The organism is Acidovorax bellezanensis (genome assembly GCF_025421555.1).
GTDB classification, from domain to species: domain Bacteria; phylum Pseudomonadota; class Gammaproteobacteria; order Burkholderiales; family Burkholderiaceae_C; genus Comamonas; species Comamonas bellezanensis.
This window is the reverse complement of the sequence record NZ_JAODYH010000008.1, coordinates 21782-48680: the sequence shown is the minus strand read 5'-3', so window position 1 is coordinate 48680 and position 26899 is coordinate 21782. Positions and strand designations below refer to the sequence as shown.

Annotated in this window: 26 protein-coding genes and 1 tRNA gene; 12 read left to right on the top strand and 15 right to left on the bottom strand. The window is 66.2% G+C overall.

The genetic code is table 11. The features are described from left to right. Positions 1-9: 9 nt before the first annotated feature. The 10 genes from N0K08_RS16990 to N0K08_RS16945 all read right to left on the bottom strand — a co-directional run bounded on the left by N0K08_RS16990 (position 10) and on the right by N0K08_RS16945 (position 12731). On the bottom strand, positions 10-2853 hold the full coding sequence (locus N0K08_RS16990; protein WP_261501588.1) for a nitrate reductase: 2844 nt from the start codon (positions 2851-2853) through the stop codon (positions 10-12). A 9-nt stretch (positions 2854-2862) separates the two neighbouring features. Beyond that, on the bottom strand, positions 2863-3252 hold the full coding sequence (gene nirD / locus N0K08_RS16985; protein ID WP_261501587.1) for a nitrite reductase small subunit NirD: 390 nt from the start codon (positions 3250-3252) through the stop codon (positions 2863-2865). 11 nt (positions 3253-3263) lie between these two features. Further along, positions 3264-5735, bottom strand: coding sequence for a nitrite reductase large subunit NirB (nirB, locus tag N0K08_RS16980; RefSeq protein WP_261501586.1), 2472 nt, complete (start codon positions 5733-5735; stop codon positions 3264-3266). A 284-nt stretch (positions 5736-6019) separates the two neighbouring features. Continuing rightward, positions 6020-6238 carry a hypothetical protein gene (locus N0K08_RS16975; protein ID WP_261501585.1) on the bottom strand — a complete coding sequence of 73 codons (219 nt, stop codon included), beginning with the start codon at positions 6236-6238 and terminating at the stop codon, positions 6020-6022. Between the two features lie 90 nt (positions 6239-6328). Continuing rightward, a complete protein-coding gene (locus N0K08_RS16970; protein WP_261501584.1) occupies positions 6329-7129 on the bottom strand; it encodes an ABC transporter ATP-binding protein in 801 nt (266 codons plus the stop codon). Beyond that, positions 7126-8046, bottom strand: coding sequence for a nitrate ABC transporter permease (gene ntrB, locus N0K08_RS16965; protein WP_408642970.1), 921 nt, complete (start codon positions 8044-8046; stop codon positions 7126-7128). Before ntrB ends, N0K08_RS16970 begins: the two co-directional genes overlap by 4 nt. A gap of 20 nt (positions 8047-8066) precedes the next feature. Then, positions 8067-9311, bottom strand: coding sequence for a CmpA/NrtA family ABC transporter substrate-binding protein (locus N0K08_RS16960; RefSeq protein WP_261501583.1), 1245 nt, complete (start codon positions 9309-9311; stop codon positions 8067-8069). Between the two features lie 257 nt (positions 9312-9568). After that, a complete protein-coding gene (locus tag N0K08_RS16955; protein ID WP_261501582.1) occupies positions 9569-10195 on the bottom strand; it encodes an ANTAR domain-containing response regulator in 627 nt (208 codons plus the stop codon). 78 nt (positions 10196-10273) lie between these two features. After that, entirely contained in the window at positions 10274-11701 is a 1428-nt protein-coding gene (locus N0K08_RS16950) for a M20 family metallopeptidase (RefSeq protein WP_261501581.1), read from the bottom strand. 22 nt (positions 11702-11723) lie between these two features. Further along, positions 11724-12731 (bottom strand): tripartite tricarboxylate transporter substrate binding protein BugE, encoded by a 1008-nt coding sequence (locus tag N0K08_RS16945; protein ID WP_261501580.1) that lies wholly within the window; start codon positions 12729-12731, stop codon positions 11724-11726. 242 nt (positions 12732-12973) lie between these two features. On the opposite strand from N0K08_RS16945, the gene N0K08_RS16940 reads away from it, so the two are divergent. The 5 genes from N0K08_RS16940 to N0K08_RS16920 all read left to right on the top strand — a co-directional run bounded on the left by N0K08_RS16940 (position 12974) and on the right by N0K08_RS16920 (position 16877). Next, positions 12974-13939 (top strand): LysR family transcriptional regulator, encoded by a 966-nt coding sequence (locus tag N0K08_RS16940; protein WP_261501579.1) that lies wholly within the window; start codon positions 12974-12976, stop codon positions 13937-13939. A gap of 66 nt (positions 13940-14005) precedes the next feature. Then, complete coding sequence (locus N0K08_RS16935) at positions 14006-14419, top strand: VOC family protein (RefSeq protein WP_261501766.1); 414 nt, start codon at positions 14006-14008, stop codon at positions 14417-14419. Positions 14420-14458: 39 nt separating this feature from the next. Further along, complete coding sequence (locus N0K08_RS16930) at positions 14459-15166, top strand: nucleoside/nucleotide kinase family protein (protein ID WP_261501578.1); 708 nt, start codon at positions 14459-14461, stop codon at positions 15164-15166. Between the two features lie 87 nt (positions 15167-15253). Continuing rightward, positions 15254-16687: a CoA transferase gene (locus N0K08_RS16925; protein ID WP_408642969.1), complete on the top strand. Its 1434-nt coding sequence runs from the start codon at positions 15254-15256 to the stop codon at positions 16685-16687. A 113-nt stretch (positions 16688-16800) separates the two neighbouring features. Next, positions 16801-16877, top strand: a tRNA-Gln gene (locus N0K08_RS16920). Positions 16878-16882: 5 nt separating this feature from the next. Here the strand turns inward: N0K08_RS16920 and N0K08_RS16915 are convergent. Further along, positions 16883-17728 (bottom strand): DNA/RNA non-specific endonuclease, encoded by an 846-nt coding sequence (locus N0K08_RS16915; protein WP_261501576.1) that lies wholly within the window; start codon positions 17726-17728, stop codon positions 16883-16885. 167 nt (positions 17729-17895) lie between these two features. On the opposite strand from N0K08_RS16915, the gene N0K08_RS16910 reads away from it, so the two are divergent. The 6 genes from N0K08_RS16910 (at position 17896) to N0K08_RS16885 (ending at position 22290) form a co-directional block, all read left to right on the top strand. Continuing rightward, the gene (locus N0K08_RS16910; RefSeq protein ID WP_261501575.1) at positions 17896-18123 is read left to right on the top strand and encodes a putative hemolysin; all 228 of its coding nucleotides are present in this window, start codon (positions 17896-17898) and stop codon (positions 18121-18123) included. 112 nt (positions 18124-18235) lie between these two features. Continuing rightward, a complete protein-coding gene (locus tag N0K08_RS16905) occupies positions 18236-19303 on the top strand; it encodes a 6-pyruvoyl trahydropterin synthase family protein (protein ID WP_261501574.1) in 1068 nt (355 codons plus the stop codon). Continuing rightward, a complete protein-coding gene (gene queE / locus N0K08_RS16900) occupies positions 19300-19935 on the top strand; it encodes a 7-carboxy-7-deazaguanine synthase (RefSeq protein WP_261501573.1) in 636 nt (211 codons plus the stop codon). The genes N0K08_RS16905 and queE overlap by 4 nt, the downstream gene beginning before the upstream one ends. A gap of 145 nt (positions 19936-20080) precedes the next feature. Then, the gene (locus N0K08_RS16895; protein WP_261501572.1) at positions 20081-20809 is read left to right on the top strand and encodes an SDR family oxidoreductase; all 729 of its coding nucleotides are present in this window, start codon (positions 20081-20083) and stop codon (positions 20807-20809) included. 27 nt (positions 20810-20836) lie between these two features. Beyond that, positions 20837-21457, top strand: a complete 621-nt coding sequence (locus N0K08_RS16890) for a 2-hydroxychromene-2-carboxylate isomerase (protein WP_261501571.1) — start codon at positions 20837-20839, stop codon at positions 21455-21457. An 11-nt stretch (positions 21458-21468) separates the two neighbouring features. Next, positions 21469-22290, top strand: a complete 822-nt coding sequence (locus N0K08_RS16885; RefSeq protein WP_261501570.1) for an IclR family transcriptional regulator — start codon at positions 21469-21471, stop codon at positions 22288-22290. A 3-nt stretch (positions 22291-22293) separates the two neighbouring features. Here the strand turns inward: N0K08_RS16885 and N0K08_RS16880 are convergent, their stop codons facing one another. From N0K08_RS16880 to N0K08_RS16870, 3 genes are read right to left on the bottom strand one after another with little or no spacing between them, the layout of a single operon-like run. Further along, complete coding sequence (locus N0K08_RS16880; RefSeq protein WP_261501569.1) at positions 22294-23214, bottom strand: NAD(P)-dependent oxidoreductase; 921 nt, start codon at positions 23212-23214, stop codon at positions 22294-22296. Next, positions 23211-24164, bottom strand: coding sequence for a tripartite tricarboxylate transporter substrate binding protein (locus N0K08_RS16875; protein WP_261501568.1), 954 nt, complete (start codon positions 24162-24164; stop codon positions 23211-23213). Before N0K08_RS16875 ends, N0K08_RS16880 begins: the two co-directional genes overlap by 4 nt. Before the next feature lie 32 nt (positions 24165-24196). Beyond that, positions 24197-25360, bottom strand: a complete 1164-nt coding sequence (locus tag N0K08_RS16870) for a mandelate racemase/muconate lactonizing enzyme family protein (RefSeq protein ID WP_261501567.1) — start codon at positions 25358-25360, stop codon at positions 24197-24199. Between the two features lie 120 nt (positions 25361-25480). Between N0K08_RS16870 and N0K08_RS16865 the strand changes: the two genes are divergently transcribed. Continuing rightward, the gene (locus N0K08_RS16865; protein ID WP_261501566.1) at positions 25481-26398 is read left to right on the top strand and encodes a LysR family transcriptional regulator; all 918 of its coding nucleotides are present in this window, start codon (positions 25481-25483) and stop codon (positions 26396-26398) included. Here N0K08_RS16865 and N0K08_RS16860 read toward each other — a convergent pair. Further along, a complete protein-coding gene (locus tag N0K08_RS16860; RefSeq protein WP_261501565.1) occupies positions 26395-26892 on the bottom strand; it encodes a flavodoxin family protein in 498 nt (165 codons plus the stop codon). The two genes, N0K08_RS16865 and N0K08_RS16860, sit on opposite strands and share 4 nt — an antisense overlap. Positions 26893-26899 lie beyond the last annotated feature (7 nt).

Below are 26899 nucleotides of genomic sequence, written 5' to 3'. Positions count from 1 at the left end.
GTGAGGGCCTCAGGCGTGGGTGGTGGCTGGGGTGCCGGCCGTGGCCTGCACATGGCGTTTGAGTTCGGGAATGCAGGAGCCGCACTGCGTGCCGCAGCCCAGGCGCGTTTGCAGCTGGGCCAGGCGTTCGCTGGCGCTGCCGCTGCATTCGCCCAGCGTGCGGGTGATGCTGTCGGCGTTGACGTTCATGCAGCTGCAGACCTGGGGGCTGCGCGCCTGCGCACCCGCGGGGGGCTGGGCGCCCTGGGTCAGCAGCAGGTGGGAGGGTTGGGGCGGCGGCAGCTCTTGCGTGAGCAGTTCGGCCAGCCACGTGCCGGCCGCGGTATCGCCGGTGAGCAGCAGGCCTTCGAGGCGCAGCGCGCCTTGCGCGTTGTACTGCAGGTACAGGGCCCGGCTTTGCTGCAGCTTTTTGTCTTCATAGCGTATGACTTGCTGGCCTTGCAGGCCCAGCAGTTGCTGGATTTGCTGCAGCACTTCTTCCGACGGCGGCGCGGACGCGGCGGCGCGCAGCAGCACGCCGCTGCGCGTTTGCTCGGCCGCGCTCAAGGGCACCTGGTTGCTGAAGGGCACGCAGGTGGCGAACTCAAAATGCGCCATCAGCGCGGACAGGGCGCGCCGCACGCTCAGCACTTCCTCGGCGGGCAGCCAGGCCATGCCCAGCAAGGTCCAGGGCAGCTGGGTTTTTTGCAGCTTGACGGCCGTGTGCTTGAGTTCGGGCTGTTTGGATGTGGGGCAGAAGGCCGGCTGGGTCAGGGCGTTGATGCCCAGCAGGCGCTGGCCGTCCGCGGCGCGGCCGCTGAGGAATTCGCTGCCCCAGTGCATGGCCATGAACAGCCGCGTGGGGCTGAGTTGCGCATCGGCTTGCAGGGGCACCAGCAGGGCGCCGCGCCGGCTGCTGACCTGCACCAGTTCGCCGTCCTGGAAGCCGCGGCGTTCCATGTCCTGAGGGTGCATGTGCAGGCGCGGCTCGGCGACATGGCCGAACAGCCGGCCCAGCGTGCCGGTGCGGCTCATGCCATGCCATTGGTCGCGCAGTCGGCCGGTGGTGAGGCTGAACGGGTAGCGCGCGTCTACGGGTTCGGCCAGCGGTTGGTAAGGCGTGGCGCTGAAGCGGGCCTTGCCGTCCACCGTGGGGAAGAGGCCGTCTGCGTACAGGCGCGCCTGGCCTTGCGTGGCGCCCGTGGGCATGGGCCATTGCTGGGGGCCGGAGGCATCCAGCAGTTCCCACGACAGGCCGGTGATGTCCAGATCGCGCCCGGCCGTGCTGGCGCGGTGCTCTTCCCACAGGGCCTGGGCGCCTGCGCTGGCCGGCTGCAGCGGGTAGGGGAACAGCGTGGGCAGGCCGGGGCGCAGCTGGGGCTCGAGGCGCTGGGCCAGCTGCACGGCGATCTGCCAGTCGTGGCGGGCGGCACCGGGGGCTGGGACGGCCGCGCGCACCCGGGAAATACGGCGTTCGCTGTTGGTCACGGTGCCAATTTTCTCGCCCCAGGTGGTGGCGGGCAGCAGGATGTCGGCATAGGCGCAGGTTTCGGTGTTCGCGAAAGCTTCCTGCACGACGACCAGCTCGGCGCGTTCCAGCGCGCGTTGCACCATGCGCTGGTCGGGCATGCTCTGGGCCGGGTTGGTGCAGGCGATCCACAAGGCCTTGATTTCGCCGTCGGCTGCGGCTTCGAACATTTCCACGGCGGTCTTGCCGGGCTGGGCCGGGATGTCCGCTACGCCCCACAGCGCGGCGACTTCGGCGCGGTGTTCGGCGTTGGCCAGGTCGCGGTGGGCGCTGAGAAGATTGGCCATGCCGCCGACTTCGCGCCCGCCCATGGCATTGGGCTGGCCGGTGAGCGACAGCGGTCCGGCGCCGGGCTTGCCGATCTGGCCCGTGGCCAGGTGCAGTTGAATCAGGGCCGCGTTCTTGGCCGTGCCGCTGCTGCTCTGGTTCAGGCCTTGGCAGTAGAGGCTCAGCGTGGCGGGCGACTGCGCGAACCAGCGGCTGGCCTGTAGCAGGTCCTGCTCGCGGATACCGCATTCCTGGGCCACGCGCTCGGGCGTGGCCGTGCGCACCAAGGCCTTGACGGCGTCGAAGCCCGTGGTGTGGGCGGCGATGTAGGCGGTGTCAATCCAGCCTTCCCACAGCATGATGTGCAGCATGCCGTGGAACATGAGCACATCGGTGCCGGGAGCGACCGGCAGGTAGAGGTCGGCGAGGGAGGCGGTGTCGGTGCGGCGCGGGTCGGCGACGATGATTTTCATCGTCGGGTTCGCGGCCTTGGCGGCTTCCAGTCGCCGGAACAGGATGGGGTGCGCCCAGGCGGCGTTGCTGCCGACCAGGAACACGCATTGCGCGAGTTCGAGGTCTTCATAGCAGGCCGGCGGCGCGTCGGCGCCCAGCGTGGCTTTGTAGCCAGCCACGGCGCTGCTCATGCACAGGCGCGAATTGGTGTCGAGGTTGTTGCTGCCCAGCAGGCCTTTGACCAGCTTGTTGAAGGCGTAATAGTCCTCGGTGAGCAGTTGGCCGCTGAGGTAGAAGCCCAGGGCGTTGGGGCCGTGGTCGGTGAGGATCTGGCGCAGCTGGTTGCTGGCCGTGTCGAGCGCCGCATCCCAGCTGACCGGGACGGGCGCTGCCCCGCGATGCAGGCGCTGCATGGGCTGCAGCAGCCGCGTCTGGCGCGTCACTTCGGCTGCGGCCGTGAGGTGCAGCGTGCTGCCCTTGGTGCACAGCTTGCCGAAATTGGCCGGGTGCAGCGGATCGCCGCGCACGCCCGTGATCTGGCCGGCCTGCGCTTCGATGATCACGCCACAGCCGACGCCGCAGTAAGGGCAGGTGGAACGGGTTTCAGTGACAGGGGAGGCGGGCATGGGCAACTTTCAGCTGGCGGTGCAGGCGGCCCGGTGCGAGGCGGGGCCGGCGATGGGCCGGGTCTGGGTGGTGGCGTGGGTGGCCAGCTCCTGGGCGTCGAGATAGACCTGTCCGTCCTCGACTTTCAGGCGAAAGCTGGGCGTGCAGCCTTCGTCCGGGGCCGCGGCCTGGCCGTCGCAGCCTATGGTCCAGTTGTGCAGCGGACAGGCCACGCGATTGCCCAGCACGATGCCTTGGGACAGCGGCCCGCCCTTGTGCGGGCAGCGGTCGAGCAGGGCAAACAGGCCGTCGGTCTCGTCGCGAAAAATGGCGACGTCCATGCCGCTGGCGCGGGCCACGCGGCGCGCGCCCAGCGGCGGGATGTCGTTGAGTTGGCAGATGTGGATCCAGTCGGACATGGGGGTTCCTCTCAGGCGGGCAGGGCGGTGGTGGCGGCAATCTGGGCGACGGGGCTGAACTGGCGCTCGTCGACGGCGGCTTTCTGCAGCTCGAACCAGGGATCGGGCTCGCCGTCGAGCGCGAACTGCAGGCGCTCCCAGAGCTCGGCCCGGCCCGCGTGGTCTTCGAGAATGCGTTGCTTGACGTAGTCCAGGCCCACGCGGTTGACGTAGTGCACGGTGCGCTCCAGGTACCAGCCTTCCTCGCGGTACAGCTGCATGAAGGCGCCCGTGTACTCCAGCACTTCGGCGGCGGTCTTGACCTTGGTGAAGTAGTGGGCGACTTCGGTCTTGATGCCGCCGTTGCCCGCGATGTGCAGCTCCCAGCCGCTGTCCACGCCGATCACGCCCACGTCCTTGATGCCGCTTTCGGCGCAGTTGCGCGGGCAGCCCGAGACGGCGAACTTGACCTTGTGCGGTGCGTACATGCGCCACATGGCGCGCTCCAGGTCCTTGCCCATTTGCGTGCTGTCCTGCGTGCCCATGCGGCACCATTCCGAGCCCACGCAGGTCTTGACGGTGCGCAAGGCCTTGGCGTACGCATGGCCGCTGGGCATGCCGATGTCGCGCCAGACGTTGACCAGATCTTCCTTCTTCACGCCCAGCAGATCGATGCGCTGGCCGCCCGTGACCTTGACCGTGGGGATCTGGTATTTGTCGACGGCATTGGCGATGCGGCGCAGCTCGTCGGCCGTGGTCTCTCCGCCCCACATGCGCGGGATGACGCTGTAGGTGCCGTCTTTCTGGATGTTGGCGTGGCTGCGCTCGTTGATGAAGCGGCTTTGCGGGTCGTCCTTGGCCTCCTTGGGCCAGGTGCTGATCAGGTAGTAGTTGATGGCCGGGCGGCAGCTGGCGCAGCCGTTGGGCGTGCGCCATTCCATGAAGCGGTAGACCTCGGCGATGCTCAGCAGCTTGTGGCCGCGAATGGTGTCGCGCACGGCCTGGTGGCCGTGGTCGGTGCAGCTGCACATGGCTTTCGTCTTGGGCGTGCTGGAGTAGTCGCCGCCCGCGGTGAACATGATGATCTGCTCCACCAGGCCGGTGCAGGAGCCGCAGCTGGCGCTGGCCTTGGTGTGCTTGCGCACGTCCTCCAGTGTGAACAGGCCTTGCTCCTTGATGGCCTTGCAGATGCGGCCCTTGGTGATGCCGTTGCAGCCGCAGACTTCGTCGCTGTCGGCCATGGCGGCGGCCTTGTTGTGGCCGGCGTGGCCGCTGTCGCCGATGTTGGATTCGCCGAACATCAGCCGGTCGCGTATGCCGGCGATGCTGCTGCCGTCGCGCAGCAGCTTGAAGTACCAGCTGCCGTCGACGGTGTCGCCGTAGAGGCAGGCGCCGACCAGCTTGTCGTTGGCGATCACCAGCTTCTTGTAGACGCCGCCTATGGGGTCGCTGAGCACGATTTCCTCGGTGTCGCCCGTGCCCTGGAAGTTGCCTGCCGAGAACAGGTCTATGCCCGTGACCTTGAGCTTGGTGGAGGTGACCGAGCCCAGGTAGCGGCTGATGCCCAGCTCGGCCAGGTGGTTGGCGAGCACCTTGCCCTGCTCGAACAGCGGTGCGACCAGGCCGTAGGCAATGCCGCGGTGGGCCGCGCACTCGCCCACGGCGTAGATGCGCGGGTCGGTGGTGGTCTGCATGCTGTCGTGCACCACGATGCCGCGATTGATGTACAGGCGCGCGGATTCGGCCAGCGCGGTATTGGGGCGTATGCCCACGGCCATCACCACCAGCTGCGCCGGCACTTCGCTGCCGTCCTTGAAGCGCACGGCGCGCACGCGCCCGGCGTCATCGGCCAGCAGCGCCTGCGTCTGCGCGCCCATGAGGAATTGCATGCCGCGCGCTTGCAGCGATTGGCGCAGCAGCTGGGCCGCGGCTTCGTCGAGCTGGCGTTCCATCAGCCAGTCGCCCACATGCACCACGGTGACCTGCATGCCGCGCTTCATCAGCCCGTTGGCGGCTTCCAGGCCCAGCAGGCCGCCGCCGATGACCACGGCCTGCTCATATTGCGTGGCTGCGTCGATCATGGCCTGGGTGTCGGCGATGTCGCGGTAGCCCAGCACGCCTTGCAGGTCGCTGCCGGGAATGGGCAGGATGAAGGCGTTGGAGCCCGTGGCCATGATCAGCCGGTCGTAAGGCGCGCTCACTTCCTCGCCAGCGGCATTCACGGCGTGCACGGTGCGCGTCTGGCGGTTGATGCTGGTGACCGTATAGCCCGCATGCAGCGTGATGTGGTTGTCGGTGTACCAGTCCCAGTCGTTGAGAACGATCTCTTCCAGCGTCTGCTCACCCGCGAGCACGGGCGACAGCAGGATGCGGTTGTAGTTGGGGTGCGGCTCGCTGCCGAACACCGTGATGTCGTACAGATCGGGCGCCAGCTTGAGCAGCTCTTCCAGAGCGCGCACGCCCGCCATCCCGTTGCCGACCATGACCAGTTTGGATTTCTTCATCTATGTCTTCCGTGGGCAGTTCTGAAAGCAAAAAAGGCGTCTGTCCCGGCGCAGCCAAGCTGCGGGGAAAGACGCCTTCGTCATAGGTTCAGGTCCAACGTTGCACCGAAACCCTGTGACCTTCAATGGCCACGAATGGGGTAGAGCAATTTGCGGGCCAGCTTTGCGCCGGCTCGGCTATGAATGGCTGTGGAGCGTGGGGGAGGGGCGTGCACTGAGATGGTGAGTGCAGTGCCACATTCGGGTGCGAACCGGCGGGAGCCGGGCCGTCACGGTGCGCCGGCCTAGGGCAGGACTGCGTCCCCGGCATCCAGCGCGGGCGGGCGCAGGAAGTCTTCGTCCAGGCGCATGACTTCGCTGGCGCGCTCCACGGCCGTCCAGAGGGGGGCGGGCATCTTCAGAATATCGTCGGGGGTGTCGGCTTGCGCAATCCAGGCGCCGATCTGCTGGTGTTGTTCGGTGGTGAGCAGGTCGAGATGGAGCATCTCGTCAATGGTTTTCATGGGCGGCAGCGGGGGTACTTTGAAGGCGCCCCGTCAGCGTGCGCTGCGGGGCCTGTGCCTGAATATACCGGCCCGGGGCGGGCGCTGTGCTCAAGCGGTTTTTTCCACGTGCGACTGACGGGTGTAGAGGAAGTCCATCACGGCCTTGCGGCAGCGCAGGTATTCCGGGTCTTCGGCCAGGGCCACGCGTTGGCGCGGCCGGGCGATGTCGACGGCCAGCACTTCGCCGATATGGGCCGCGGGGCCGTTGGTCATCATCACGATCTTGTCGGACAGCAGCACGGCTTCGTCCACGTCGTGGGTCACCATCACCACCGTGCTGCGCGTGCGCGCGACGATGTCCAGCAACTCGTCCTGCAGCTTGGCGCGGGTGAGGGCGTCGAGCGCGCCGAAAGGCTCGTCCATGAGCAGCACCTGGGGCTCCATCGACAGGGCGCGGGCGATGCCTACGCGCTGCTTCATGCCGCCCGAGATTTCGCCGGGGCGCTTGTCGCGCGCATGGCCCAGGCCCACCAGCGCCAGGGCCGCGTCCGTGCGCTGTTGCAACTGGGCCTTTTTCTCGGCCTTGGCAAACACCCGCTCCACGGCGAGGTAGACGTTTTCGTAGCAGGTCAGCCAGGGCAGCAGCGAGTGGTTCTGGAAGACGACGGCGCGCTCGGGGGCCGGGCCCTGGATTTCGCGGTTGGCGCACAGCAGCACGCCGCTGGTGGGCGTGGTCAGGCCGGCGATCAGGTTGAGCAGCGTGGACTTGCCGCAGCCCGAATGCCCGATCAAGGCCACGAAATCGCCTTTGGCAATGCGCAGGTCGATGTTGTCCAGCGCCAGGAACAGCCCCTTGGCCGTCTTGAAGCTCTGGGAAATGCCTTGCAGTTCGATGAATCGGTCGTTCATGATTTCACCTCTTCATATGTAAAAGCCTTGGCGACTTGCACCAGCAGCAGCTCCAGCGCCAGGCCCACCACGCCGATCACGCCGATGGCGATGATGATGTTCATGACGTTGAGGTTGTTCCATTCGTCCCAGACCCAGAAGCCTATGCCCACGCCGCCGGTCAGCATCTCGGCCGCGACGATCACCAGCCAGGCCGTGCCCACGGCCAGGCGCACGCCGGTGAGCATGTAGGGCAGCACCGAGGGCAGCAGGATCTTGGTGGCGATCTTCCATTCCGACAGGTTGAGCACGCGGGCCACGTTCATGTAGTCCTGGGGCACGCGCTGCACGCCGATGGCGGTGTTGATCACCATGGGCCAGATCGAGCAGATGAAGATGGTCCAGATGGCCGCCGGGTTCGCGCCCTTGAAGACCAGCAGGCCTATGGGCAGCCAGGCCAGGGGCGAGACCGGCTTGAGCAGGCTGATGATGGGGTTGAACATCTGGGCCAGGAATTTGAAGCGGCCGATCACAAAGCCCGCGGGAATGCCCACCAGCGCCGCCAGGCCGAAGCCTATGGCCACGCGTTCCAGCGAGGCCAGCACGTTCCAGCCCACGCCCTGGTCGTTGGGCCCGTTGCTGTAGAACGGGTCGCTGAACAGCTTGAGGGCTTGCTCCCAGGTCGCGGCCGGGCCGGGAATGCGGTGGTCGGTGGCCATGGCAATGCCGGCCCAGACCAGCACCAGCAAGGCCATGCCCAGCAAAGGCGGGACGGCGGCCTTGACCCAGCGTTGCGCCAGCAGGCGCAGGCTGCCGGGCCGCGGCGTCGCGACGGTGGGGGCGAGGGCAGGGCGGGTCGTCGGCGCAACGGTTGCTGCGTGTTCCATGGCCGCCGGGCGGGGGCCCAGGGCGGGGGGCGACAAAGTGGGCGTGTTCATCGTGCGTGCTTCCGGAGGGGTCAGGCCTTGATGGCAAAGCTGTCGGCGTATTTCTTCGGGTCGGCGCCGTTCCAGACGACGCCATCGACGAGCTTGCTGCTGCGCATGTCGCTCTTGGGTAGCGGCGTGTTCGAGGCCGCGGCCGCCTGCTTGTAGACATCGATGCGGTTGATGGACTTGGCCACGGCCAGGTAGTCGGGGTGGTCCTTGAGCAGGCCCCAGCGCTTGTGCTGGGTCAGAAACCACATGCCGTCCGAGAGGTAGGGGAAGTTCACGGCGCCGCCGTTGTAGAACTTCATGTGGTCCGGGTCGTCCCAGGTCTTGCCCATGCCGTTCTGGTAGCGGCCCAGGATGCGCTGGTTGATGGCATCGACGCTGGTGTTCACATAGGACTTGGCGGCGATGGTTTCGGCCATCTGGTTCTTGTTGGCCAGGCTGGCATCGATCCAGCGGCCCGCTTCCAGGATGGCGGCCGTCACGGCGCGCGCGGTGTTGGGGTACTTCTGCACGAACTCCGACGTGGCGCCCAGCACTTTTTCCGGGTGATCCTTCCAGATCTCCTGGGTGGTCGCGGCCGTCACGCCAATGCCGTCCATGATGGCGCGGTGGTTCCAGGGTTCGCCCACGCAGAAGCCGTCCATATTGCCCACCCGCATATTGGCCACCATTTGCGGCGGTGGCACGGTGATCACCTTGGCGTCCTTCATGGGGTTGATGCCGTGGGCCGCCAGCCAGTAATACAGCCACATGGCATGCGTGCCCGTGGGGAAGGTCTGGGCGAAGGTGTATTCGCGCTTTTCACGCCCCATCAGCTTGGCCAGTTCGGCACCGTTGACCGCGCCTTGGTCGGCCAGCTTCTTGGCCAGGGTGATGGCCTGGCCGTTGTTGTTCAGGTTCATCAGCACGGCCATGTCCTTCCTGGGCCCGCCAATGCCCAGATGCACGCCGTAGACCAGGCCGTACAGCACATGGGCGAAGTCCAGTTCGCCGTTGACCAGCTTGTCGCGCACGCCGGCCCAGCTGGCTTCCTTGGTGGGGATGATCTTGACGCCGTATTTCTTGTCTATGCCCAGCACCGAGGCCATCACGATGCTGGCGCAGTCGGTGAGCGGAATGAAGCCTATCCGGACTTCTTTTTTCTCGGGGGCATCCGAGCCCTGGGCATGCACCAGTGCGCGCATTCCCGGCGCGAGACCCACCGCACCCACGGTCGCGGCTTGCAATACGGTGCGGCGTTGGAGGCCGTTTTTCATCAGGTCGGGCATATGCAATCTCGCTGAATAGTTGGCAAATAAAAAAGGCGTCCGCATCGGTGCGCAACAGCGGGGGCTGGTGCGCAGGGATGGGGACGCCTTTGTCCGGTGACAAGCAAATCCGTCGGTGGCTGCGTGTCGGTCAGGTCTTCGTTGACCTTAGTGTGGGATAAGCAAGTTCGGTGCCAGGGTGTTGCAGTGGTGTGTGCCTTGGGGAAAGCGTCATGCGCGCCGCGCAGGCCTGCGCTTTTTGGTGCGCGGGCCCTGAATCAGCCCAGCAATTCGGCCGCATCGATCATGCGCTGGGCGATTTGCACCATCTTGATGCCTTTGTCCATGGCCAGCTTGCGCAGCTTGTCATAGGCGTCCTTTTCCGAGAGCGCCTGGCGCTGCATCAGAATGCCCTTGGCGCGGTCTATGGTCTTGCGGTCCTTGAGTTCATCGCGCGCATCCTTGAGCTCGGCGCGCAGCGACTCCTCGTGCCGAAAACGCGCCATCGCCACCTGCAGGATGGGGCGGATGCGTTGCGGGGCCAGGCCTTCCACGATATAGGCGCAGACTCCGGCCGCGACGGCATCGGGCACATGGCTGGTGTCCTGGTCGTTGGTGAACAGCACGATGGGGCGGCGCTCGTCGCGCGTGGCCACGACCACATGTTCGAGCGCATCGCGGGCTTCGCTTTCCGCGTCGACGATGATCAGGTCGGGGCGCAGCTGGGCGATGCGCTCGCTCAGAAAGACGTCAGCGGGCAGCGTGGCGACCACGTCGTACTGGGCTTGGAGCAGGCCCATGCGCAGCGAACGCGAGCGTTCCAACTGCTGTTGAACGTGCTCTTCCTGGTCATCCCCGAGCGCCATGTCGGGGATGATGACCACAATGCGCAGTGCGTGCTTCATGGTCGACATCAAGCAAGAAGCATGCCTCTTCTTGGCGTGGCCCGGCCATCCCCGTGCACCGAGATGGCGCACGGGACCTTACTTGCGCAGGAACGGCAGCGGCACGTCGGCTGGAATGGGGCACTCGTAGGGCTTGCCCTGGCGGCGCTGCAGCAGTTCGGCCTTGGCGGCCGCGATCAGCTGCGGGTTCTGTATCAGCTCCACGGCGGTGGCGGTGAGGATCTGGGCGGCGCGCACCATGCCGGTGTGGGCCAGGGCCGACTGGCCTTGGGAGACCATCTGCCAGGAATGCAGCGGCGTGCCGAACGCATAGCAGGCCACCCAGGCCTGGACCGTGGGCGTGATCCAGCTGACATCGGCCACGTCGGTCGAGCCGAACATGGTTTCCTGCGCGTCGGGGTTGTAGGGCGCGATGCCTTCGAACACCGCCGGCACCTTGCCGCGCAGCACGCTGGCCAGCGGCCGGCTGACGGAGTCCAGATCGTTCTGGTCGAGCGTGGCCTGGAAGTCGCCGGCCAGCTTTTGTTGCCGCTCGTCCAGCTGCAGCTTGCCCAGGGCCTGCATCTGCGCGTACAGCACCTGGTTGAGCGTGGTGTTCTGCAGCAGGTTGGAGCAGGCCTTGTCAAACACGATATCGACTTTGCAGTCGGTCATCAGCGCCGCGCCGCGGGCGATGTTCTTCACGCGCTCGTACAGCTCGGCGGCTTCGTGGTTGCGCGCCGCGCGGATCAGGTACAGCGACTCGGCGCGGGCCTGGACCACGTTGGGCGACATGCCGCCTGAGTCGGTCACGGCGTAGTGCACGCGCGCGTCCGAAGGCATGTGCTCGCGCAGGTAGTTCACGCCCACGTTCATCAGCTCGACGGCGTCCAGCGCGCTGCGGCCCAGATGGGGCGAATGCGCGGCATGCGAGGCCTTGCCGTGGAAGACAAACTTGGCCTGGATGTTGGCCAGCGTGTTCTGGCTGAACACGGCGGTGAAGCTGGCCGGGTGCCAGGTCAGGGCCGCGTCCACATCGTCGAACACGCCGGCGCGGGCCATGAAAGTCTTGCCCGAGCCGCCTTCTTCGGCCGGGCAGCCGTAGTAGCGTACGCGGGCTTTCTGGCCGCTGGCCTGCAGATGGGCTTGCAGCGCAATCGCCGCGAAGTGGGCTGAAGTGCCCAGCAGGTGGTGGCCGCAGCCGTGGCCGGCCAGGCCCGGGCTGTCCACCGAAGGCGTGCAGACCAGGGCGCCGCTTTGCTGGTTCAGGCCCGACAAGGCGTCGTATTCGCCCAGAAACGCCACGGCCGGGCCGGCATCGCCCCATTCGGCCATGAAGGCCGTGGGGATGCCGGCGACGTTGCGCGTGATGCGAAAGCCCGCACTGGCCAGGGCATCGATGTGCAGCTGGGCCGAGGAGGCCTCGGCGTAGCGCAGCTCGGCCAGCGACCATATCTTGTCGGCCAGCGCCGTCATGCGCGGGGTCTCGCGGGTGAAAAAGTCCTGCAATGCGTTCATCACGGTCATGGATTGGTTTCCTGTGCTGCGCTTATTCGGGCTTGATGCCGGCCTTGTCCAGCTGCGCCTTGTTGCGCTGGATGTCCGCCGCGATCTGCGCGGGGAATTTGCTCTGGTCCATGTCGGTGGGCGCGGCGCCCAGGGTTTGCAGGTGCTTTTGCACTTCGGGCAGGTGGGCGGCCTTGACGGCGGCTTCCTGCAGTTTCTTCACGATGGGCGCGGGCGTGTTCTTGGGCACGACGATGCCGAACCAGCTGATGCCCAGGGCGTTGAGGTCGTCGTAGCCCAGTTCCTTGAAGGTGGGCACATTGGGCAGCTCGGGCGAGCGGGCCGTGGCCGACAGCGCCACGGGAATCAGCTTGCCGCCCTTGATCTGCGGCAGCGCCGATGGCAGCTGATCGGTCATTACCTGCACCATGCCGGCCAGCGCGTCATTGAGCGCCGGGCCGTTGCCGCGGTAGGGCACGATCTGCACGTCGGTCTTCATGGTTTCGTTGAACGACGCCATCATCAGATGGCCCAGCGTGCCCACGCCGGGGACGCCCGCGCTGTAGACCTTGGGCTGGGCCTTGATCTTGGCCAGGAAGTCGGCGAAGTTGTTCACGCCCATCTTGGGGTGGGCCATCCAGACCGAAGGCATGGTCACCAGGTTGGCCACGGGGATGAGCTTGCTGCCCAGGGCCTGCCCGCGGGTGTAGAGCAGGGGGTTGATGGTCATGGTGCTGACGGTGGCCATGCCCACGGTGTAGCCGTCGGCCGGGGCCTGGGCCACGGCTTCGGTGCCGATCAGCCCGCCCGCGCCACCACGGTTGTCGACCACGATGGGCTGGCCCAGCGTGGTGCGCATGCCTTCGGCCAGCACCCGGGCGACGATGTCGGTGGAGCCGCCGGCCGCGAACGGAACGATCAGCTTGATGGGCTTGCTGGGGTAGTTGTCCGCCGCCTGGGCGCCCAGGGACAGGCCCAGGCCGGTGACGGCAGTGAGGGCCGCAGCGGTCAGTGACGGCAGGCGGCGGGAAGGGCGGCGGGAGGCGGACATGGAAACTTCCTTAGGACAGCAAAAGCAGGGTGCATGCGTATCTCGTCATCAAGTCATGCATGCGATGCATATGCGCACTATAGGAAAAATGGCTGCTCCAGGCCTCACCAAAGAAAGGGGGAGCCATAAGCATTGCCGATAGCTGCTGTGGCCTTTTGGCGTCCATTGGGCTGGATGCGGCCTGGGATTTCGTTGAAAATTGCGACTTCCCCCCACCTCTGCGTTCGACCGCGGACCCCGCTGTGCAACAAACCGATCACTGCCCCGAAGGCAAAGTGCTGTTCTCACGGCTGACCCGCCATGTGCGCCTGCGCCAGCTGCAGCTGTTGCTGGCCTTGCAGCAGTGCGGCTCCATCGTGCAGGCCGCGGCGCATGTGCACATGAGCCAGTCGGCGGCCACGCAGGCGCTGGCTGAACTCGAGCGCGTGCTGGACATGCGGCTGTTCGAGCGCCATGCGCGCGGCATGCGTCCCACGCTGGCCGGCCAGACCCTGACCGACACCGTGCGCGGCGTGATGACCGAGCTGGAAGAGGCCGCGCAAACGCTGGCCGCCATCCGCATGGGCGCCTCGGCGGCCTTGCGGCTGGGCACGATACCGTCGGCCGCGCAGGCCATCCTGGCGCAGCTGTTGACGCAGTTCTATTGCCAGCATCCACAGGTGCATATCGATGTGCAGGAAGGCTCGTCCACGCGGCTGCTGCCGCAATTGATCAGTGGCGGCCTGGACGCCGTGTTTTGCCGCCAGCCCAGCCTGCTGCCCGAGGACTTTGTGTTCGAGGCGCTTTTCGAGGATCAGGCCGTGGTGGTGGCCTCCCATACCCACCCGCTGGTCGGTCAACGCCAGGTGCGCCTGGCGCAATTGAGCGGCGCGCGCTGGGTCCTGCCTTCGGCCAATATCGCGGTGCGCGATATTTTCGAGCGCGACATCCTGAGCCGCCTGCCGGATGCGCAATGGTTTCCGGTGTCCACCATGTCGCTGTCGGTGCTCGAAGGCCTGCTGAGCCAGCCGCAGGCCGTGGCCTTGCTGCCGCGCAGCATCGTGGCCGACCGGGATCCGGCGTCGACCAACGCCCGTTGTGTGGTGCTGGATTTGCAGGCCGACAGTTTCCAGTGCGCGCTGCCGCCGTTGGGCGTGGTGTGCCGCCGGGAAGCCGCGCCCCAGCTATTGAAAGAGATGCTCAAGCTGTGGCGTACCGCCGGGCCCTGATTTTTCCGTCTGCATGCCCTGGGGCGTGCAGCTCTCATCCCCCTGAACCTGACTTTAGCCATGCAACTGCCTTCCATCTTCCATTTCGCTTTCAACGTGACCGACCTGGACGAGGCGCGCCGCTTCTACGGCAGCGTGCTGGGCTGCCGTGAAGGCCGCAGCACCGACACCTGGGTGGACTTCGACTTCTTCGGTCACCAGATTTCCATGCACCTGGGCACGCCTTTCGCCACGGCCGCCACCGGCAAGGTGGGCGCGCACATGGTGCCCATGCCGCACTTCGGCATCATCTTGCTGCTGCCCGAATGGAAAGCCATGGCACAGCGGCTGGAGCAGGCCGGCACGGACTTCGTGCTCGCTCCCCAGGTGCGCTTCGAAGGCGAGCCCGGCGAGCAATGGACCATGTTCTTTCGCGACCCCTTCGGCAACCCGATCGAAGTCAAAGGCTTTGTCACGGAAGAGGCGATCTACGCGGCTTGAGGACGGCGGCCCGCTGAACGCGGATGTGGAGCGATGTACATGGAACAGCAAGCGTCGGTGATCGCCGAGATCGTGCAGGCCATCCTCAGGGCTCAAAACACGGGGGTGACGCGCGTGGGCATCGACGGGGTCGATGGCGCGGGGAAAACCCGGTTCGCCGATGGGCTGGCGCAGGCGCTGGAGCTACAGGGCGTGAAAGCGATCCGAGCGAGCGTCGATGGGTTTCACCATCCCAGGGCCGTGCGCTATCAGCGCGGCCGCTTTTCATCCGAAGGCTTTTACCGAGACTCTTATGACTACGCTTGCCTGAAGAGGGTCTTGCTCGATCCGCTGAGCCCTGGCGGCTCGGGTGACTATCGCTGCGCAGCGTTCGATCACCAGACCGATGCACCGGTCGACGCGCAGCTGCAGACCGCCAAGGCCGGGGAAATTCTGGTTTTTGACGGTATTTTTCTTCATCGCCCTGAGCTGCGCGCGTATTGGGATCTGTCGGTTTTTCTCGCGGTGGGGTTCGAGCAATCCATTCCCCGGCTTGGAGCACGCGATGGCGGGTCAATGGACCCACTCGCACAGGCCAACAGACGCTACGTGGACGGCCAGCTGCGCTACCTGCAGGACTGTGCGCCTGCGCAGGCGGCGACCGTGGTCGTTGACAACAATGATTGGTCCCGGCCGCAGGTTCTTCGCTGGAATGCGGGCGGAATGGTGTATCCGCCCGCACCCCCCGCGCGTCCGGGCGCCCCCTGAAACGATTGACGTGCGCCGATCGCGCGCATGTAATGCGCAGCAGGCGGGTTCGCTCCGCCGCTTCGTCAACGTTTTCTGGAAAACCTGATGCCCCACCAGCCTGCCGCCTCTGCCCCTCTTCATTCAGCGTTCGCCCCACTGTGGCGGTCATTGGGCTTGCCTGAGGACGCCTTGTCGCGCCTCGCGCTGCCAGGGCAGGCGCGGGGCTTTGCCAGCAGTTTTGCGGTGGTGCCGGCGGCGCAGCTCAGCGCCGCAGCGGCCGCCTTGGCGGCCACGGAAATCGAGCAGCTGCGCCGGCCCGATCTGCCGGCGCAAAGCGTGGCGGTCGATGCCCAGCACGCGGCGTTTGAAGCCAGCGGGTATTTCACGCTGGGTGGCGAACAGCCCGACATGTGGGCGCCCATCTCCGGGCTCTACGCCTGCGGCCAGGCTGTCGGCGCGCCGGGCTGGGTGCGCATCCATGCCAATTTTGACCACCACCGCGATGGCGCGCTGGCGCTGCTGGGCCTGCCCACGGGGCCGGACACCGAGCGGGCGGCCGTGGAGCAGGCCTTGCAGCATTGGCGCGCCGACGACCTGGAAACGCAGGCCGTGGCCAAAGGCCTGCCCATTGCCGCTGCGCGCAGCACCGCGCAATGGCAGGCCCTGGGGCATGAGCAGGTGCTCGCATTGCAGGAGCTGGTGGCCATCACGCGCATAGGCGACGCGCCGCCCCTGGCCTGGCCCAGCTTGGGCGATGGACAGCGGCCGCTGGCCGGGCTGCGGGTGCTGGATCTCTCGCGCATCATTGCCGGGCCGGTGGCGGGGCGCACGCTGGCGGCCCATGGCGCGGATGTGATGCTGGTCAACGGCCCGCATCTGCCCAATATCGAAGCCATTGCCGATACCAGCCGGGGCAAGCGCTCGGCGCAGGTGGACTTGCGCATGGCCGGCGGCAAGAAGGTTTTGCGGGACCTGGCGGCGCAGTCGCATGTGTTCCTGCAGGCCTACCGGCCGGGCGCCTTGGCGGCCAAGGGCTTTGCGGCCCAGGATGTGGCGCAGATGCGGCCCGGCGTGGTGGTGGCCGAATTGTCCGCCTATGGCTGGCAAGGCCCCTGGGCCGGGCGGCGCGGCTTTGATTCGCTGGTGCAGACCGCGACCGGCATCCAGGAAGACGAAGCCCGGGCACGCGGACAGAACAAGCCGCGCCCCTTGCCGGTGCAGGTGCTGGATTACAGCGCGGGATTCCTGCTGGCCTGCGGCATCCAGGCGGCCTTGCTGCGCCAGGCCCGCGAAGGCGGCAGCTGGCAGGTGAGGGTGACGCTGGCCGGTGTGGCCCGCTGGCTGCGCAGCCTGGGGCCGGTGGCGGTGCAGGCGCAGGAATGGGATCAGCCACGGCCCGACATCACGCCCTATCTGGAGACCGTGGACAGCGGCTTCGGCCGCATGCGTGCGGTGCGCCATTGCGCCGTGCTGGCGCGCACCGCGCCGGGCTGGGAGCGTGCGGCGATGCCGCCGGGCACCGACGCGCCCCATTGGTGAGCCATAGGGCATGGCAAAGACGGGACAGGCAAAGCGGTCGGAAACTTTTTGTTGACTATTTGCGCTTTTTCATTTTTGACGGTTTTTAGTGATGCTAGAATTTCGTTCATTGAAGGGGAGTCGCCAAGTTGGTTAAGGCACTGGATTTTGATTCCAGCATGCGAAGGTTCGAGTCCTTCTTCCCCTGCCAAGACTCTAAAACCCCGATTGCACATGCAGTCGGGGTTTTTTTACGTCCGCGGACAGCCCATCTAGCGCCTCGCGGCGACCGCAGCCGGCCGCGGCCTGGTTCGAAGGCGGGGCGGGCGGCAGGAAGCGGATGCCGGTGCGGCGCACCAGCTCGTCGTAGCTGATGGGCGGCAGCGGCCGGGTCGTCGCGGCATTGGCCAGCCAGTGCGCCCAGCTTTTTCCGCTGCAGGGGTCGTAGACCAGCTTGAACAAGTGGCTGGGCACCTGCACCTTGCCCGGGCCTATGGTGGGCGCGTCGGCGGCGAACACCGGGCCGGTGAATACATAGACGTCGGCCTGGGCGCGCAGCACGTACTGGCGGGTGCTGTGCTCGATTTCCGACCAGGCACCGGCGTTGAACGGCTGGTTTTGCGGCACCATGTTCGCCAGGCTGAAGCTCTGGGCCATGGCCGTGGGCGTGCTCATGTCGCCGGCCGGGGCCATATGGCCGCGTGAATAGCCCGAGCCCCGGTAGTCGGCCAGCTCGGAGCGCTCGGCGGCAGGCAGGCGGGCGTCGGCAAAGAAATGCTCGCTGCGCTTTTGTCCGTGGGCGCGTTCGATCATGGCCCGGTCCAGGTGCTCGGCGACAAACACCGGCGTCTTGGTCTGCCCGCTGTGCAGGATGGCAAACGCGCTGTAGCACAGCTCGCGCAGCTGGGGCGCATCGGGCACCAAGGGCGGTTTGCCCTCGGGGAAGAACTGTGGGCATTCGGCAAACGCGGCGTCGACGCGGGCCAGCGGCGGCGGCGCGGGCAGCAGCGTACAGCCTGCCAGGGCCAGCGCGACGAGGCTGGCGCTCAGATGAAGACGCATCACCGGGCCCTTCCTTTCTGCGCTGAGTGCGCCAAGCGACTGCGGGATGTGCGCCGCATGAAGCGGGCTGGGCTCGGGGCGTGCAAGCCAAGACGCTGGTGTCCGACGTGAAAAATCCCCTGAATTTTTATGATAGGAGCAGGCCAAGCTCTGCGAAGGAATAGACCATGAACCGCACTCTGTGGGCCTTGACGGCCTGTGTTTTGACGGGCTGCACCGCGCAGCCGCCCGTGCGTGCCGGCCTGGTCAATCCGGCCTCGGCCTATTGCCATGCGCAGGGCGGCAGGACGCTGATGGGCTATACGGCCGAGGGCCAGGAAGGCCTGTGCTATCTGCCCGGCGGCGCCCTGGTCGACGAGTGGCAGCTGTACCGCCGCGATCACCCCTGCCAGTAGTGCCCAGCCTGCGGCGATGACCCTGGCGCACACAGGCCGGTCATCCCCAGGCAAAATTTGGCACTACGGTGGCCGAAAAAGCCTGCCGCGCTTTTTGGCTGAGTGATCGATGATGAATACCAAGACTTTGTACACCGCTGCCGCAGCTTTCGAAGCTGCGCGGCAAATGGATGGGCTCGCGCCCGGGCACCGTGCGGGCCGCATGCATGGCCACGGCTTCGTGGCGCGCGTGCGTTGCGCCTTTCCCGGCGGCGAAGTGGAGCAGCTGCAGCAGCGCCTGTCCGCGGCCGTGGACCAGCTGGATTACCGCTGCCTCAATGATCAACTGGCCCAGCCCAGCGACGAAAACCTGGCCCGCTGGCTGGGCCAGCGCCTGGCCGAGCCCCAACTGGAGTGGGCGCAGATCGGCGTGCAAAGCACGCCCCACCAGGGCGCCGTGATCGGCGCCGACGGCCAGGCCCATGTCTGGCGGCGCTATGTCTTCCAGTCGGCGCACCAGTTGCCCAACGTGCCCGCGGGCCACAAGTGCGGGCGCATGCACGGCCATGGTTTTGAAGTCATCGTGCAGGCGGGGACCGACGGCCAGTCCGTCGATTACGACCGCCTGGACGCGCTGTGGGCGCCCTTGCACCAGGCCTTGCACTACGCCTGCCTCAACGAGTTGGCCGGACTGGAAAACCCGACCAGCGAAATGATGTCCAGCTGGATCTGGGCCCGGCTGCAATCGCAGCTGCCTTCGTTGTCGCGGGTGACGGTCTACGAGACGGCGTCCTGTGGCGCGAGCTTTGACGGCCAGCAGTACCGCATCTGGAAAGACTTGACGCTGGACAGCGCGCGCAAGCTGCGCCGCGCGCCCGAGGGCAGCGCGCACCGGGGCCTGCACGGCCACACCTATACGCTGCGCCTGCATCTGAGCGCGCCGCTGGACCAGGTCATGGGCTGGACGGTGGACTTCGGCGACGTCAAGCAGCTGTTCAACCCGCTGTTCCTGGCGCTGGACCACCGGCCGCTGCACGAAATCGCCGACCTTGAAGACTGCGACACGGCCAGCCTCGCGCAGTGGATTCTGGCCAAGGCGCGGCCCGATCTGCCGCAACTCGACCGCGTTGATCTGTTTGAAACGCAGGGCTGCGGCGTTCTGGTGTCGGCGGCGGATGCCGCGAAAGGCATGGCCGTATGACCTATTCCGTCAAGGAAATCTTCTACACGCTGCAAGGCGAGGGCGGCCAGGCCGGGCGCGCGGCGGTGTTTTGCCGCTTTGCCGGCTGCAATCTCTGGACCGGTCGGGAAAAAGACCGCGCCAAGGCCATCTGCCAGTTCTGCGATACGGATTTTGTCGGCACGGACGGCGAGGGCGGCGGCAAGTTCGCCTCGGCCCAGGCCTTGGCCGAGAAAGTGCGCTCGCTGTGGCCCGACTCCCCGTCAGGCAAGCCGCTGGTGGTGTGCACGGGCGGCGAGCCGCTGATGCAGCTGGACCAGGCACTGGTTGATGCCTTGCATGCCTGCGGTTTCGAGATTGCCGTGGAAACCAACGGCACCCAGGCCGCGCCCCAAGGCCTGGACTGGATTTGCGTCAGCCCCAAGGCCGGCGCGCCGCTGGTGCTGACCGAAGGCACGGAACTGAAGCTGGTCTTTCCCCAGCCCGGCGCCATGCCGGAGCAGTTCGCGCATCTGCGCTTCACGCATTATTTTCTGCAGCCCATGGATGGACTGGAGCAAAAGCGCAACACCCGGCTGGCGGTCGAATACTGCATGGCGAACCCGCAGTGGCGCCTTTCCGTGCAGACCCATAAAGTCGTCGGCATCGCCTAGACAGGCCCTGCGCTGTTCTGCTGTGCAGAATCAGAATGGCGCCATTTCTGTAGACATCCGGGCGTTGTCCGCCACAATGATTTTTGCGCAAGTGCACTGGCTTTCGGTCATGCGCTGCGCGGAATTGGTGGCTTGACCTGGGGAGATGTCTGTGAAAAAAGCGATTCTTGTGATTGGCGCCGGCGACTCGACCGGTGGCGCCATCGCCAAACGGTTTGCCAAGGAGGGCTACATCGCCTGCGTGACCCGGCGCACGGCCGACAAGCTCGTGCCCTTGGTCGAGGAGATCAAGGCCGCGGGCGGACAGGCCTACGGTTTTGGCAGCGATGCGCGCAAGGAAGAGGACATGGTCTCCCTGGTGGAGCACATCGAGAAGGATATTGCGCCCATCGAAGTGGCGGTGTTCAACATCGGCGCCAATGTGCGTTTCGGCATCACCGAAACCACGGCCCGCGTGTACTTCAAGGTCTGGGAAATGGCCTGCTTTGGCGGCTTTCTGATGGGCCGCGAAGTCGCCAAGAAAATGCTGCCGCGCGAGCGGGGCACCATCCTCTTCACCGGCGCCACCGCCAGCCTGCGCGGGCGCGAGGGTTTTGCCGCCTTCGCCGGGGCCAAGCACGGCTTGCGCGCCCTGGCGCAAAGCATGGCCCGCGAGCTGGGGCCCAAGGGCATCCATGTGGCGCACCCCATCGTGGATGGCGCGATCGACACCGAGTTCATTCGCAGCAACTTCCCCGAGCGCTACGCCACCAGGGACCAGGGCGGCATCGTCTCGCCCGACAGCATTGCCCAGATCTACTGGCAATTGCACCAACAGCCCCGCGACGCCTGGACGCATGAGCTGGACATCCGCCCCTGGCAGGAAAACTGGTAATTCCGAGAACCCAAGGAGTCCCGCGATATGCACACCCCCAGCGTAGAGTTTCTGTTCGACTTTGGCAGCCCCAATGCCTACTTTTGCCATAAAGTCATCCCCGGCATCGAAGCCCGCACCGGCGTCAAGTTCCGCTATGTGCCCGTCTTGCTGGGCGGGCTGTTCAAGCTGGCCAACAACCGTTCGCCCGCCGAAGCGTTTGCCGACATCCCGAAAAAGCGCGCCTACGACCAGATGGAGATCGAGCGCTTCATCCGCCAGCACGGCCTCACGGCCTACCGGCGCAATAGCTTTTTCCCGGTGAACACGCTGGCCATCATGCGCGGTGCGGTGGCTGCGCAGCGCCTGGGCTGTTTTAAGCGCTACGTGGACGTGGTGTACGCCGGCATGTGGGAAAAAAGCCTGAACCTGTCGGACGTCGCCATCATCACCCGTGAGTTGACCGACGCCGGCCTGGATGCGCCCGCCATTTTGCAGGGGATGCAGGAGCAGAGCGTCAAGGACGAGTTGCTGGCCAATACCCAGCAAGCCTACGAACGCGGCGCCTTCGGCTCGCCCTTTTTCCTTGTCGGCGCGGAAATGTTCTTCGGCAAGGACCGCTTGGGCGAAGTGGAAGACGAAATAGTGCGCCAGAGCGCTGGCGGTTGATCGGCCTGCCCATGTCGCCCAGAACTGCGCGCCATCCCGCTCAGACCGAGGAAGCGACCGTGCCCGAGGACAGCCGGCACTTCGTCACGGCCCTGGCGCGGGGCCTGCAGGTGCTGCAGTGCTTCAAGTCCGGTGAGGAGAAGCTGGGCAACCAGGAACTGGCGGCGCGCTGCAAGCTGCCCAAGTCCACGGTGTCGCGCCTGACGTTCACGCTGACCACGCTGGGCTATCTGTACCACGACGCCGGCACCGCCCGGTATCGCCTGGGCATGGCCGCGCTCAAGCTGGGTGGCACGACGCTGTCGCGGCTGGACGCCATCGAAGTCAGCCGTCCGTTCATGCAGGCCCTGGCCGACAGGACGGATTCGGTGATTGCGCTGGGCATGCGCGACGGCATGTCCATGCTCTACATCGAGACCTGCCGTTCGGCTTCGCTGATCACCGTGCGGCTGAACATAGGCTCCAGAATCCCGATCGCCAGGACGTCGATGGGGCGCACCTATCTCGCGGCCGCCAAGCCCACGGCCCGCAAGAGCATTGAAGAGCGCTTGCGCAATCTGGATCCCACCGCCTGGCCCGCGCTGGAAGCGGACATAGGCCGGGCCGTGACCGAATTGGGCGAATACGGCTGCTGCAGCTCGTTTGGCGACTGGCAACGTGAAATCAATTCCATCGCCGCGCCTTTGCATCTGGACAAGCGCCTGCCCATGATGATTCTGAGCTCGGCAGGGCCTTCGGCACTGATGTCCTCAGCGCTGTATATGGATGAGATCCGGCCGGCCTTGCTGGACACGGCGCGCGAGATCGAAGCGGAGTTTCACCGGCGCGCCTAGCGCTCAGACGACCCTGTGCAGAGGCTGCCCGGTGGCCAGGAAAGACTGCACGTTGTGCAGCAGCGTCTCCACCAGCATCTGCGTGGCATGCTGCGTGGCGCCGCCGATATGGGGTGTCAGCACCGCATTCGGGAACCGCAGCAAGGGCGCGGGAATCTGGGGCTCCTGCTCGAAAACGTCGCTCGCAAAGCCGCCCAGTTGCTGCTGCTCCAGGGCTGCGCACAGGGCCGCCTCGTCCACCACGGATCCGCGCGCCACATTGACCAGGCAGCCCTGGGGCCCCAGGGCCTGCAGCACCTGGGCATTCACCGCATGCTGGGTCGATGCATCCGCGCGCACCGCCAGCACCAGCACATCCGACCACTCGGCAAGCGCCTGCAGCTGCGCGAAGTAGCGCACGCCGGGCAGGGCTGGGTCGCGCCGGTTGCAGCAACCCAGTTCCATGTCGAAGGCGCGCGCCCGGTCCAGAATCTTGCGCCCGACTTCGCCGGCGCCAAAAATGCCGATGCGCGCGCCGGTCAAGCCACGGGCGGGAGGCAGCCGTTGGCCCGCCGTGCTCCAGCCGCCCGAGGCGATATGGGCCTGGGCCTCGGGGATGCGACGCAGCAGGGCGATGACCATGCCCATGGCCAGGTCCGCCACGCTGGCCGAGTTCCCGCCAGGCGCATGGCAGACCGTGATGCCGCGCCGCGCGGCGGCTTGCAGGTCAATGCCGTCGTAGCCGCTGCCCCAGCAGCACAGCAGGGCCAGGTGCGGAAGACACGCCAGCTCCTCCTCGCCGGTTGGCAAGGAGCCGCGCGTGATGGCGATGCTGGCCTGCGTCCAGCGCGGGTCCGAGGGCTGCAGCACGCAATGGCCGGCAGCTTCCAGCGCGCGGACCAGCAGCTCGGGCATGGGCACCAGCAAGGCGATGGTGGCGCTCATTTCTTGCTCCCCTCCATCTTGGCCATGAACTCGCGCCGTGAAGCCACTTCCGTTTCCACATGCTGCTGCATCTGCGCGCTGCTCAAGCCCATGGGGACTTGCATATTGGCCGTCATGAAGCTCTTCCATTCGGGCGAAGCCTCCACCTTGTCCAGCGCGGCGTTCAGCCGGTCGACGATTTCCGGCGGCGTGCCGCGCTTGAGCAGCAGGCCGCGCCATATCTGCTCCACGACATCAAATCCCTGCTCCTTGTAGGTGGGGACATCCGGGAAGTTCTTGTCCCGCGTCGGTGCGCTGATGCCCAGCAGGCGGATTTCGCCTTTCTTGATCTGGCCCAGCGCCGAGCTGGGGGTGATGCCCACAGCATCCACATGCCCGCCCAGAACCGCCAGAACGGCCTGGTTGCCACCATTGAAGGGAACCCAGACGGCATCGAAGCCGGCATTCTGCTGCAGCCGGTACAGCACATACTGGTGAAAGCCCGCAGCGGCAAAGCCGCCAATCGAGACTTTGCTGGAGTCCGTCTTCAACGCGGCCACCAGATCCTTCAAGGTCTTGAAAGGGCTGCTGGCGAGTACGGCCATGCTCGAGGGCTCGGCCTGCAGGCCGCGGAAGAACAGGAAGTCCGAGGCCTTGATGGCGGACTTGGATTCGGCCAGCAGGAAAGAGGTGGAACCTGTTCCCGTGACCAGGGTGTAGCCATCGGCGGGCAGGGAGGCCGCCAAGGCCATGCCCACCGTCCCTGTGCCGCCCACCCGGTTTTCCACGATGACCGGGGTTTTCAGCTCATCCGTCAACAGCTTGCCCACCATGCGGGCCATGGCATCCAGAGGAGAGCCCGCCGAGGCCGTGCAGATGATGCGGATGGGACGGGAGGGGAAAGTCGCCGCGCTGGCCGCAGTACAGGCCAGGGCGATCACGGCCGCGATCACGAAGCGAATGAAATTCATGACGTGTCTCCTGAAGAAGAAAGAGGCCCGGCCTACTCGACACCCGCCATGACGGCATCTTCGCTGGTCCGGAAGCTGCGCGGGGCGTAGGACTTGCCGGGGTGGGAGCGCACCGCATCCTCGTCGATGTCCAGGCCCAGGCCCGGTCCGGTGGGCAGATCGATGTAGCCGTTCTTGGGCACCAGCGGGTTGCGCGCGACCACCGAGCCGAATGACTCGTAAGGCAGGAAGTATTCGGTGATGATGAAATTGGGCATGCAGGCGGCGGCATGTACGGTGGCCGACAGCGAGAGCGTGGTGGAGTTGTAGTTGTGGGGCGAGACCGCGACCAGCTCGGCTTCGGCGGCGGCGGCAATGTGGCTCAGCTCCAGGATGCCGCCGCAATTCGAGACGTCGGGGTTGATGATGTCGACGCAGCGCGCGCCCAGCAGTCGGCGAAAATCGGCGCGCCCGTAGAGCGCCTCGCCGCTCACCACGGGAATCTCGGTGGCCCGGCGCACTTCGCCCAGTGCCTCCAGGTTTTCGCTGGGGCAGGGCTCTTCGAACCAGTAGATGTCGTGTTCCTGCACGGCCTTGGACAGTTCTATGGCGGCCGTGGGGGACAGGCGGCGGTGGATGTCGAGCAGCAGATCGACTTTGGGGCCTACGGCCTCGCGCACGGCCTTGACCACGGCGACGGCATGGCGGATGTGCTCGCGCGGCACATGGGTGCGCCAAGGCCGGGGCAGGGGATCGAACTTCAGCGCATCGAAGCCCAGCTTGACCACTTTTTCGGCCGCCGCGGCAAAGTCCGCGGGCGAGGACAGTTTGTAGCTCCAGCCGTTGGCGTAGACCCGGATGCGCTGGCGGCAGGTTCCGCCCAGCAGATTGTAGACCGGTTGCTGCGCGACCTTGCCGGCAATGTCCCACAGCGCCTGCTCCAGACCGGATACCGCGCACCAGAACTCCAAGGAGGAGCGGCGCTGGGCATAGTCGTCATAGGCAACCTGCAGGAAATGGCGGATGTTCCAGGCCTCGCGGCCGACCAGGTACTGGCCCAGCGACTCGACCTGGGCCGCAATCGCGCCATCGCGGTCGTACTGGCTGTAGGCCTCGCCCCAGCCGACGACGCCGTCACTGGTTTCGATGCGCACGAACACCAGGTTCTTGCGCCATCCAGGATGCACGGGCAAACATTCCACTTTGACGATCTTCATGCGGCTATCTCCATCGTTTCATGCGTGCCGGGCCGGCAGCGCTGAGCCCACTCTAGCGATGCTGGCAGATAAGGTAAATAATAGATTTATTGGATTGAGTAATAAGCAGAGGTTATCCCCATGCGTTTTCAGCGCCGCCATATGGAAGTCCTGGTCACCATCGCCGACAGCGGCTCCATCCACAAAGCCGCATTGCAGCTGGGCATCAGCCAACCGGCGGTATCCAAGGTGCTGGCCGACATAGAACAGGGTTTCGGCGCCCGCTTGTTCGAGCGCACCGCCAGCGGCAGCGCGCTGACGGACAAGGGCCAGGCCCTGGTGGCACAGGCGCGGTTTCTGGTGCGCAGCATCGAGCGCCTGGACCTGGCCGCGCAGTCCGAGGCCGCCGTGGTGCGTTTCGGCTGCATTCCCCGCGCCATGCGCACGCTGATGCCGCACATCGTCAACCGGATGGCGGAGGCCGCGCACAGCGCTGCGTCCTATCAGCTCAAAGTGGTTGAAGAGGCCTCGGCCGCCTTGCTCGCGGGGATTCAAAGCGCGAGCCTGGACTTTGCGGTGATGCGCCATGTGGGGGGCGAGGAAGCCATAGGCCGGCAACTGGTGGTGGAGCGGCTCTACGACGAGCGGCCGCTGATCGTGGCCTCGGCGCGGCATCCGCTGGCAAAGCGCCGGCAGATCGCGTTGCACAGCTTGCTGCAGCATCGCTGGGTTCTTCCCGCCGTGGCTACCACTTCCAGGACCGTGCTGGATCGCTTCTGCCAGGAGCAAGGCCTGCCCCTCATCCAGCCGGTGATGGAGACCCGCAGCCTCGACAGCAGCGTGGCCCTGGTGGCGGGCACGGACTTGCTGTCCCTGCTGCCGGAGTCGCTGGCGCGGTGGTATGAAAAAACGGGCTTGGTGAGCGTGCTGCGCGTGGCCCCCGCCTTGCCGAGCACGGCGGTGTTGCTGGTGTCCGACCCGCAGGCCCAGAGCGATCCCACGCTGGCCGCTTTCCGGGCGTTGGTGCTGGAGGCGGCCGCCAGCGCCCGTTCGCCCTAGAACACGCCCAGCGCCATCCCTGCGCCCATGGCTTCGCCCAGCGCATAGCACTGCAGCAGCTCTGGCTCGGCGATCTCCTTGGGCGCGAGAATGGCTTCGGGCGTTTGCGCATGGGTGCAGACGATCAGCGGATCGGCCACGGCCTTGAGGCGCCAGCCGGTGGCGATGCGCGCGATCTGCTTGGCGGCGTTCTCGCCGTCGCTGCCTGCGCAGATCAGGCTGGCGTAGGGCCGGCCGTTGATGCGGTCGAGCGCGCCGTAGTAGCTGCGGTCGAAAAAGTCCTTGAGCTGGCCGCTGATGGCCGCGAGGTTTTCCGGCGTGGCGAAGATATAGCCGTCGGCCGCCAGCACATCGGCAGGCCCGGCTTCGCTGGCGTGCAGCAGGCGGACTTCGATGCCGCTTTCTCCGGCGGCTCCGTCGCGCGCGGCCTGGGCCATCTGGCGCGTGCCGTCGGTCATGGAGTGGTAGACGATGAGCAGGGTTTTGCTGGACATATGCCAA

Excerpts from the sequence above, each read along its gene's own strand:
- N0K08_RS16990 (WP_261501588.1), bottom strand. The coding sequence starts at position 2,853 with ATGCCCGCCTCCCCTGTCACTGAAACCCGTTCCACCTGCCCTTACTGC.
- nirD (WP_261501587.1), bottom strand. The coding sequence starts at position 3,252 with ATGTCCGACTGGATCCACATCTGCCAACTCAACGACATCCCGCCGCTG.
- nirB (WP_261501586.1), bottom strand. The coding sequence starts at position 5,735 with ATGAAGAAATCCAAACTGGTCATGGTCGGCAACGGGATGGCGGGCGTG.
- N0K08_RS16975 (WP_261501585.1), bottom strand. The coding sequence starts at position 6,238 with ATGAAAACCATTGACGAGATGCTCCATCTCGACCTGCTCACCACCGAA.
- N0K08_RS16970 (WP_261501584.1), bottom strand. The coding sequence starts at position 7,129 with ATGAACGACCGATTCATCGAACTGCAAGGCATTTCCCAGAGCTTCAAG.
- ntrB (WP_408642970.1), bottom strand. The coding sequence starts at position 8,046 with ATGAACACGCCCACTTTGTCGCCCCCCGCCCTGGGCCCCCGCCCGGCG.
- N0K08_RS16960 (WP_261501583.1), bottom strand. The coding sequence starts at position 9,311 with ATGCCCGACCTGATGAAAAACGGCCTCCAACGCCGCACCGTATTGCAA.
- N0K08_RS16955 (WP_261501582.1), bottom strand. The coding sequence starts at position 10,195 with ATGAAGCACGCACTGCGCATTGTGGTCATCATCCCCGACATGGCGCTC.
- N0K08_RS16950 (WP_261501581.1), bottom strand. The coding sequence starts at position 11,701 with ATGACCGTGATGAACGCATTGCAGGACTTTTTCACCCGCGAGACCCCG.
- N0K08_RS16945 (WP_261501580.1), bottom strand. The coding sequence starts at position 12,731 with ATGTCCGCCTCCCGCCGCCCTTCCCGCCGCCTGCCGTCACTGACCGCT.
- N0K08_RS16930 (WP_261501578.1), top strand. The coding sequence starts at position 14,459 with ATGGAACAGCAAGCGTCGGTGATCGCCGAGATCGTGCAGGCCATCCTC.
- N0K08_RS16925 (WP_408642969.1), top strand. The coding sequence starts at position 15,254 with ATGCCCCACCAGCCTGCCGCCTCTGCCCCTCTTCATTCAGCGTTCGCC.
- N0K08_RS16915 (WP_261501576.1), bottom strand. The coding sequence starts at position 17,728 with ATGCGTCTTCATCTGAGCGCCAGCCTCGTCGCGCTGGCCCTGGCAGGC.
- N0K08_RS16910 (WP_261501575.1), top strand. The coding sequence starts at position 17,896 with ATGAACCGCACTCTGTGGGCCTTGACGGCCTGTGTTTTGACGGGCTGC.
- N0K08_RS16905 (WP_261501574.1), top strand. The coding sequence starts at position 18,236 with ATGAATACCAAGACTTTGTACACCGCTGCCGCAGCTTTCGAAGCTGCG.
- queE (WP_261501573.1), top strand. The coding sequence starts at position 19,300 with ATGACCTATTCCGTCAAGGAAATCTTCTACACGCTGCAAGGCGAGGGC.
- N0K08_RS16895 (WP_261501572.1), top strand. The coding sequence starts at position 20,081 with ATGTCTGTGAAAAAAGCGATTCTTGTGATTGGCGCCGGCGACTCGACC.
- N0K08_RS16890 (WP_261501571.1), top strand. The coding sequence starts at position 20,837 with ATGCACACCCCCAGCGTAGAGTTTCTGTTCGACTTTGGCAGCCCCAAT.
- N0K08_RS16885 (WP_261501570.1), top strand. The coding sequence starts at position 21,469 with ATGTCGCCCAGAACTGCGCGCCATCCCGCTCAGACCGAGGAAGCGACC.
- N0K08_RS16880 (WP_261501569.1), bottom strand. The coding sequence starts at position 23,214 with ATGAGCGCCACCATCGCCTTGCTGGTGCCCATGCCCGAGCTGCTGGTC.
- N0K08_RS16875 (WP_261501568.1), bottom strand. The coding sequence starts at position 24,164 with ATGAATTTCATTCGCTTCGTGATCGCGGCCGTGATCGCCCTGGCCTGT.
- N0K08_RS16870 (WP_261501567.1), bottom strand. The coding sequence starts at position 25,360 with ATGAAGATCGTCAAAGTGGAATGTTTGCCCGTGCATCCTGGATGGCGC.
- N0K08_RS16865 (WP_261501566.1), top strand. The coding sequence starts at position 25,481 with ATGCGTTTTCAGCGCCGCCATATGGAAGTCCTGGTCACCATCGCCGAC.
- N0K08_RS16860 (WP_261501565.1), bottom strand. The coding sequence starts at position 26,892 with ATGTCCAGCAAAACCCTGCTCATCGTCTACCACTCCATGACCGACGGC.